7 protein-coding genes and 1 pseudogene are annotated in these 6,172 nt (G+C 66.1%); 6 read left to right on the forward strand and 2 right to left on the reverse strand.

Annotated features, from left to right (window positions below):
• Positions 1 to 485 (forward strand): sulfatase-like hydrolase/transferase (locus RT662_RS00070; protein ID WP_313668103.1); only part of this gene is annotated, 485 nt, incomplete at its 5' end.
• On the opposite strand, the gene RT662_RS00075 is transcribed toward RT662_RS00070, so the two are convergent.
• Positions 475 to 1,284: an SDR family NAD(P)-dependent oxidoreductase gene (locus RT662_RS00075; RefSeq protein WP_313668105.1), complete on the reverse strand. Its 810-nt coding sequence runs from the start codon at positions 1,282 to 1,284 to the stop codon at positions 475 to 477. The genes RT662_RS00070 and RT662_RS00075 overlap by 11 nt on opposite strands.
• A gap of 192 nt (positions 1,285 to 1,476) precedes the next feature.
• Here RT662_RS00075 and RT662_RS00080 point away from each other — a divergent pair, with 192 nt between their 5' ends.
• The gene (locus RT662_RS00080; protein WP_313668114.1) at positions 1,477 to 2,103 is read left to right on the forward strand and encodes a sterol desaturase family protein; all 627 of its coding nucleotides are present in this window, start codon (positions 1,477 to 1,479) and stop codon (positions 2,101 to 2,103) included.
• Here the strand turns inward: RT662_RS00080 and RT662_RS00085 are convergent.
• Positions 2,100 to 2,762, reverse strand: coding sequence for an HAD family hydrolase (locus tag RT662_RS00085; protein ID WP_313668106.1), 663 nt, complete (start codon positions 2,760 to 2,762; stop codon positions 2,100 to 2,102). The two genes, RT662_RS00080 and RT662_RS00085, sit on opposite strands and share 4 nt — an antisense overlap.
• A 129-nt stretch (positions 2,763 to 2,891) precedes the next feature.
• On the opposite strand from RT662_RS00085, the gene RT662_RS00090 reads away from it, so the two are divergent.
• The 4 genes and pseudogenes from RT662_RS00090 to RT662_RS00105 form a co-directional block, all read left to right on the forward strand.
• A complete protein-coding gene (locus RT662_RS00090; protein WP_313668107.1) occupies positions 2,892 to 3,863 on the forward strand; it encodes a KpsF/GutQ family sugar-phosphate isomerase in 972 nt (323 codons plus the stop codon).
• Between the two features lie 4 nt (positions 3,864 to 3,867).
• Positions 3,868 to 4,683 carry a 3-deoxy-manno-octulosonate cytidylyltransferase gene (locus RT662_RS00095; protein ID WP_313668109.1) on the forward strand — a complete coding sequence of 272 codons (816 nt, stop codon included), beginning with the start codon at positions 3,868 to 3,870 and terminating at the stop codon, positions 4,681 to 4,683.
• Positions 4,683 to 5,492, forward strand: coding sequence for a 3-deoxy-8-phosphooctulonate synthase (gene kdsA, locus RT662_RS00100; RefSeq protein ID WP_313668110.1), 810 nt, complete (start codon positions 4,683 to 4,685; stop codon positions 5,490 to 5,492). The genes RT662_RS00095 and kdsA overlap by 1 nt, the downstream gene beginning before the upstream one ends.
• Positions 5,492 to 6,172 (forward strand): annotated as a pseudogene (locus tag RT662_RS00105) (beta-3-deoxy-D-manno-oct-2-ulosonic acid transferase); the annotation flags it as partial. The gene kdsA and the pseudogene RT662_RS00105, both read left to right, overlap by 1 nt.

The raw sequence follows: 6,172 nt of genomic DNA on the forward strand, positions 1-6,172 counted from the left end.
ATACCATCATGCCGGCGGCAGGGTTTGCCGAACTGGTCGGGCCAGACGCGTTTGCAATGCCGGCCAAGGGCGAACATCGCTATGTGACCGATGCCGCCATCGCCGATGTGATCATGGAGCGCGCCCGCACCGCCGAGGGCCCCACGCTGATCCATGCTGTCACCATCGAAAATCATGGCCCGTGGCCGGCCGATTGCAACGGCCATCGTTCCAGCGCCTATCTGCGGCTGGTGGGCAAGGGCGATGCCATGCTGGCCCGCCTGACACAGGAAATGGCGGCGCTGCGCAAACCGGCGATCCTGCTGTTCTATGGCGATCACCGCCCCAGCATTGCCGGCCTTGTCGATCCAGGCGGCGATCGCGACACGCCCTTTGTGCTGCTGCGCTTTGGCGCCGATGGCACGCTGCTGCGCGGTAACGGCCAATCGCGCGATCTCAGCCCGGCGCAATTGCACCATCTGCTGGCGGAAACGATCACGGCCTGAATTGGCGCAGCAGCGCATCGCGGGCAACACCGGGCAACGCCCGATCCAGCAGCCGCAGCAGCGCAAAGCGGCGCGGGATGATGGCATGGCCCACCCCGGCATCGAACGCGGCCAGGATGCGGCGGGCAGCTTCTTCCAGCGGCAACAGCAGGGCCCGTGGGACCGGCCGGCCACCATTGGCCCAATCGATGAAGCCAGGAGAGACCAGCGTGACGATCACGCCGTGCGGGCCCACCGCCAGCCGCAGCGCATCGGCAAAGCGCGCCAGCCCGGCCTTGCTGGCGGCATAGGTGGGCGCGTGCGGCAGCGCGTGGAAGGCCGCCGCCGATCCCACCAGCAGGATGCGGCCCTGCCCGCGCGCCACCATGCGCGTGGCCAGGGCTGCGGCAAGCGCCGCCGGGCCGGCAAAGTTGACGGCCGCCAGCCGCGCCACCTGTTCGGCCGGTTCAACAATCTGCCCCGGCGGCACCGCATCGCCCTGCCCGGCCACCAGCAGCGCTGCATCGATCGGGGCGGCAGAATCGTCGGCGGCAATGGCGGCCAGCGATGCGGCGGGTTCGGCCAGGTCGATCTGGCGTAGTTCCACCGTGGCCCCGGCCGCACGGCAGATGGTGGCGATCAGCGTCAGCCGCGCCATATCCCGGCCCCACAGCAGCAGGTGCGTGCCCGGCGCCGCCAGCCGCCGCGCCAGCGCGCCGCCAATGGCACCCGAAGCGCCGGTGATCAGGATGCGGCGAAGGACTCGCACCGTTTCGGACGTTGTATTGGCCGGGAACGGCGCGTCGGGCGTCTTGCTCATGATCGGTTCATAGATCAGCGGGCATCAGCTGATAAGCCAAGCATTTGGGGGCAAGATGTTGCAGTGCAGCACTCACGATTTGTTCACGAATTGCCAAAATGTGACAAGCACTTGCCAGAACGTCGCAACAAGCGTTCACTGCGTCAGTTGCACCTTGACAGTTTCCGCGCCCTCCTGTTGAGACCAAATGTGATGGTGCCCTCCCATTCTCGACTCAAACTGTTTGAAAACCGCTGGCTGGAAAAGCTGACGGTGATTTCAGCGCCCGGCTTCATGGCGTTGTGGGCCGTGGGCTTGCCGTTGATTGCCTGGCGGGCGTGGTGGGCAACGGGGCAGACAACGCATGCCGCCGGCATTGTCGTGGCCATGCTGATCTGTGTTGCCGGCATCATGCTGTGGACCCTGACCGAATATGCCCTGCACCGCTTCCTGTTTCACTGGGAACCGGCTTCCGCCGTGATGGAAAAGTTCGTGTTCATCATGCATGGCAATCATCATGCCGTGCCCAACGATCCGCTGCGCAACCTGATGCCGCCGATGGTCAGCCTGCCGGTGGGCGGGCTGGTCTGGGCCGGCTTGGTGGCGCTGGCCGGGCCGGCGGGCAACTGGCTGTTTCTGGGCTGGATGAGCGGCTATGTCGCTTATGATCTGGTGCATTATGCCTGCCACCAATGGCCGATGAAGGGCCGGCTGGCACGGGTGTTGAAAACCCACCACATGCGCCATCATCATCTGCACGAAGAAGGCAATTATGCCATCACCGGCATGATGTGGGATCGCCTGTTCCAGACCCGCATCGTCCGCGAGCGGCAAGCCTAATCCAGCAATTGCACCAGGCTGTGCAGCACCCGTGCATCGGGCGCAGCAAGGCGGGCATCAGCAAAGCCATAGCCCCAATCGACCAGCACCAACGGCAACCCGGCAGCACGGGCCGTGGCCACATCCACGGGTGAATCCCCCACATACAGCGTGGCAGCAGGATCGGCGGCCAGTGCCGCCAGCGCCAGCCGGGCACCATCGGGCGCCGGCTTGCGGGGCAATTCCGCCCTTGCGCCCACGATGGCGGCAAAATGCCGGGCGATATCCAGATCGGCGAGGATCTTCTCGCACAGATGCTGCGGCTTGTTGGAGCAGATGGCCATGCCAACACCGGCCGCGGCCAGTGCCGCCAGCGCATCGCGCACACCGGGAAAGGCCAGATCATACGGCGTGGCCACCACGGCATGGCGGGCGCGGAATTCGGCGATCTCCTGTTTGGGATCGCGGCAGTGCGGACCCATCACGGCGGCGATCATGGCTTCACCGCCAACCGCATCCATGGCACGGGCCACCGCAGGATCGGCGCGAAACGCGATACCGCGTGCCGCCAACATGGCATCAATGATGGCGCAAGTGATGCGCACACTATCCACCAGCGTGCCATCAAGATCGAACAGGATATGGCGAGGGGTTGTACCGGTGGTCTGCGTTGCAGTCATGCAGCCTGCGTTCACCGTCGCACCGCCGGAGTCAACAATTGCTGGGGCAAGAATTGACCAGGCAAGTCTGCGGCAGTAACAGGCCAAATCAATAGGGTCGCTCATCAGGACAACAAGAAGATGCTGAGAATGACCAGTGATCTGCATCAGGAAAACGGCCGGCACGTCATTGCCCTGGAAGCAGAAGCCCTGCGCCAGCTGGGCGAGATGATCAATGGCGACTTTGCCGCCGCCGTGGACGAGATGCTGGCCTGCAAGCAGCGCATCGTGGTTTCCGGCATGGGCAAATCGGGGCATATCGCGCGCAAGGTTGCCGCCACGCTGGCAGCCACCGGCACCCCGGCGCATTTCGTGCACGCCGCCGAAGCGGCCCATGGCGATGCCGGCATGGTGATGCCGGGCGATGTGCTGCTGCTCTTCTCCAACAGCGGCGATACGGTTGAATTGCAACCGCTTTATGCCCATGCCAAGCGGCTGGACGTGCGGGTGATCGGCATTTCGCGCAATCGCGATTCCCTGTTGATGCGCAAGGCCGATATTGGCCTTTTGCTGCCGCCGATGCCGGAAGCCTGCACCGCCAGCATGGCGCCCACCACCTCGTCCACCATGATGCTGGCGCTGGGCGATGCGCTGGCGGTGGCAACGATGCGGGCGCGCGGCGTTTCGCAGGATGATATCCGCGCCCTGCACCCCGGTGGCGACATTGGTCGCCGCAACAACCTGGTGGCTGATGTGATGCACAGCGGTGATCGCCTGCCGCTGGTGAGCATTGATACGCCCATGCCGCAGGTGCTGGTGACGATGACCGAAAAGCGCCTGGGAATGACCGGCGTGGTGGATGCTGACGGCGATCTGGTTGGGGTGATCACCGATGGCGATCTGCGCCGCCAGTTGACCAACCTGGCCACCGGATCGGTGAGCGCGGTGATGACCCCTTCACCCAAGATCATCGAACAGACGGCATCGGTGGATGATGCGCTGGAAATGATGCGCGCGCACCGCGTGACCGTTTTGTTCGTGGTACCCGAAGCCGGTTCGCACCAGCCGGTGGGCGCCGTGCAGATCTATGATATTGCCAGCGCTCCACCCTGGGGTCGTTGAGGCGATGCGGATTGCAATCGTTATCCCGGCGCGGCTGGCCTCCACCCGCTTTCCGGCCAAGCCGCTGGCGCCGCTCACCGGTGCCGATGGCGTGGCGCGCCCGGCAATCAGTTACACCTGGGCCGCCGCCCAGGCCGCCGCCGCCGTGCTGCCGGGCACAGTGGACTGCGTGATCGCCACCGATGATGATAGCATTGCCGAGGCCTGCACGGCACTGGGCATGGCGGTGGTGATGACGCCGGACACCTGCCTGAACGGCACCGAACGCTGCGCCGCCGCGTTGGCCGGGTTGGCCGCTGTCCACGATATTGTGGTGAATTTGCAGGGCGATGCACCGCTCACCCCGGCCGCCATGGTGGCAGCGGTCGTAGACATGCTGGCAGCCCGCCCCGATCTGGCGATGACGACCGCTGTTGTCCCCGCCTCGCCGGCGGTGCTGGCGCATCTGCAGGCCGATGCCGCGGCCGGCCGGGTGGGCGGCACCACGGCGGTGTGCGCCCGCGATGGCCGCGCGCTGTATTTTTCCAAATCGATCATCCCGCATGTGGCGCCCGGCACCACGCCGGAGCAGCCGGTGCTGCTGCATGTCGGGCTTTATGCCTATCGCCCGGCGGCGCTGGCCGATTATGTGGCGGTCGGCCCGGCACCGCTGGAACTGCAGGAAGGGCTGGAACAATTGCGCTTCCTTGATGCCGGGCTGCCGGTGGGCGTGGCGCAGTGCGCCGCCCCGGCCTGGGACATGATCGAACTCAACAACCCGACCGACGTGCCGCTGATCGAAGCCGAGCTGGCCCGCCGGGCGCTTGCCGAAAGCCGCTGATGCTGCCCGCCTTTTCCCGCGCTCCCGGCGCTCCGCCCTTCCTGATCGCCGGCCCCTGCGTGATCGAGAGCGAGGCGCTGTGCCTTGCGATTGCCGAACGGCTGAAAGCGATGGGCGAGGAACTTGGCCTGCCGGTGATCTTCAAGGCCAGTTTCGACAAGGCCAACCGCACCAGCGTCAACGGCTTCCGCGGTCATGGGCTGGAGGAAGGCCTGCGCGTGCTGGAGAAGGTGCGGCGCGAGACGGGCCTGCCGGTGCTGACCGATGTCCACTTGCCGGAACAGGTGAAGGCCGTCGCTGAAGTTGTTGATATGTTGCAGACGCCGGCCTTCCTCGCGCGGCAGACTGATCTGATCACGGCGGCCGCAGCCAGTGGCCGGCCGGTCAACATCAAGAAGGCGCAGTTCATGGCGCCCGGCGACATGCAGGCCGTGCTCGGCAAGGCCCGAGCCGCGGCTGGCACCGATGGCGGCACCATCATGCTGTGCGAGCGCGGATCGAGCTTTGGCTACAACAATCTGGTGGTCGACATGCGCGGCCTGGTGATCATGCGGGAAATGGGCTGCCCGGTGGTGTTCGATGCCACCCACAGCGTGCAACTGCCCGGTGGCGGCGGCGATCGCTCGTTGGGCCAGCGCCAGTTCGTCGCCCCGCTGGCCCGCGCGGCCATGGCGGTTGGGATCGACGGCCTGTTCATGGAAACCCACCCCGATCCCGATACGGCGCTTTCCGACGGTCCCAACATGGTGCCGCTCAGCGAACTGCCCGGCCTCATGCGCCAGCTCATCGCCATTGCCGCCCTGGGGTGATGGCCCCGCTGCTGGCCATTCCGCCCTTTCCCGGCGCCCGCGCGCCGGCCTTTGCCGCGCCCGGTGACAATGGTGAAGGCGATGTGCAGACGCTGTTGGCGGCACTGGCGCAACACCGGGTGGGCGGCCATTATTGGGGCCGGCAAGTGGCTGGTCCTGCCCTGCTCGATGCCACCAACTGGCCTGCCGATGCCGACCCCTGGTCGCTGCTCGACACCGCAACCGAAGTGCGCCTTGCGGCCGACGATCCGCGCGCCCTGCTGGCGCTAGCGGCTGGCAAGCTCAGCATGCCCGATGCGGCGGCAGCAGCGCTGGTGCGCACCCATCTCACCGGCTGGCACTGGCGCGATCCCTTCAGCGGCGCCGTCATCTCTCCGTTGCAAGCCATTGAACTCTGTGGATTCTGGCGACAGATGATTGATGACAACCGGGGCATCGCGGCAGCCTTGGGCTTTGCCTACTGGAAACGCCCCACGGTCGCCCCGCTGCTGTGGAATGGCGCGGAAACCCCGTTCAGACGCGGCGTGCCGGTACTGGCGAAGTCAGACAGGGTCGCCATCTGGCGCTCCCGCCTTTCGGCAGCACAGGCGAAGGCATTGCAGGGCCGGCCGGTGCTGGAGGTGGAAGACGGCTTCATCCGCTCCGCCGGACTGGGTGCGGATTGTGTGCCGCCGCTCTCC

The sequence above is a fragment of the Sandarakinorhabdus sp. genome (assembly GCF_032115815.1).
In the GTDB taxonomy this organism is placed as follows: domain Bacteria; phylum Pseudomonadota; class Alphaproteobacteria; order Sphingomonadales; family Sphingomonadaceae; genus Sandarakinorhabdus.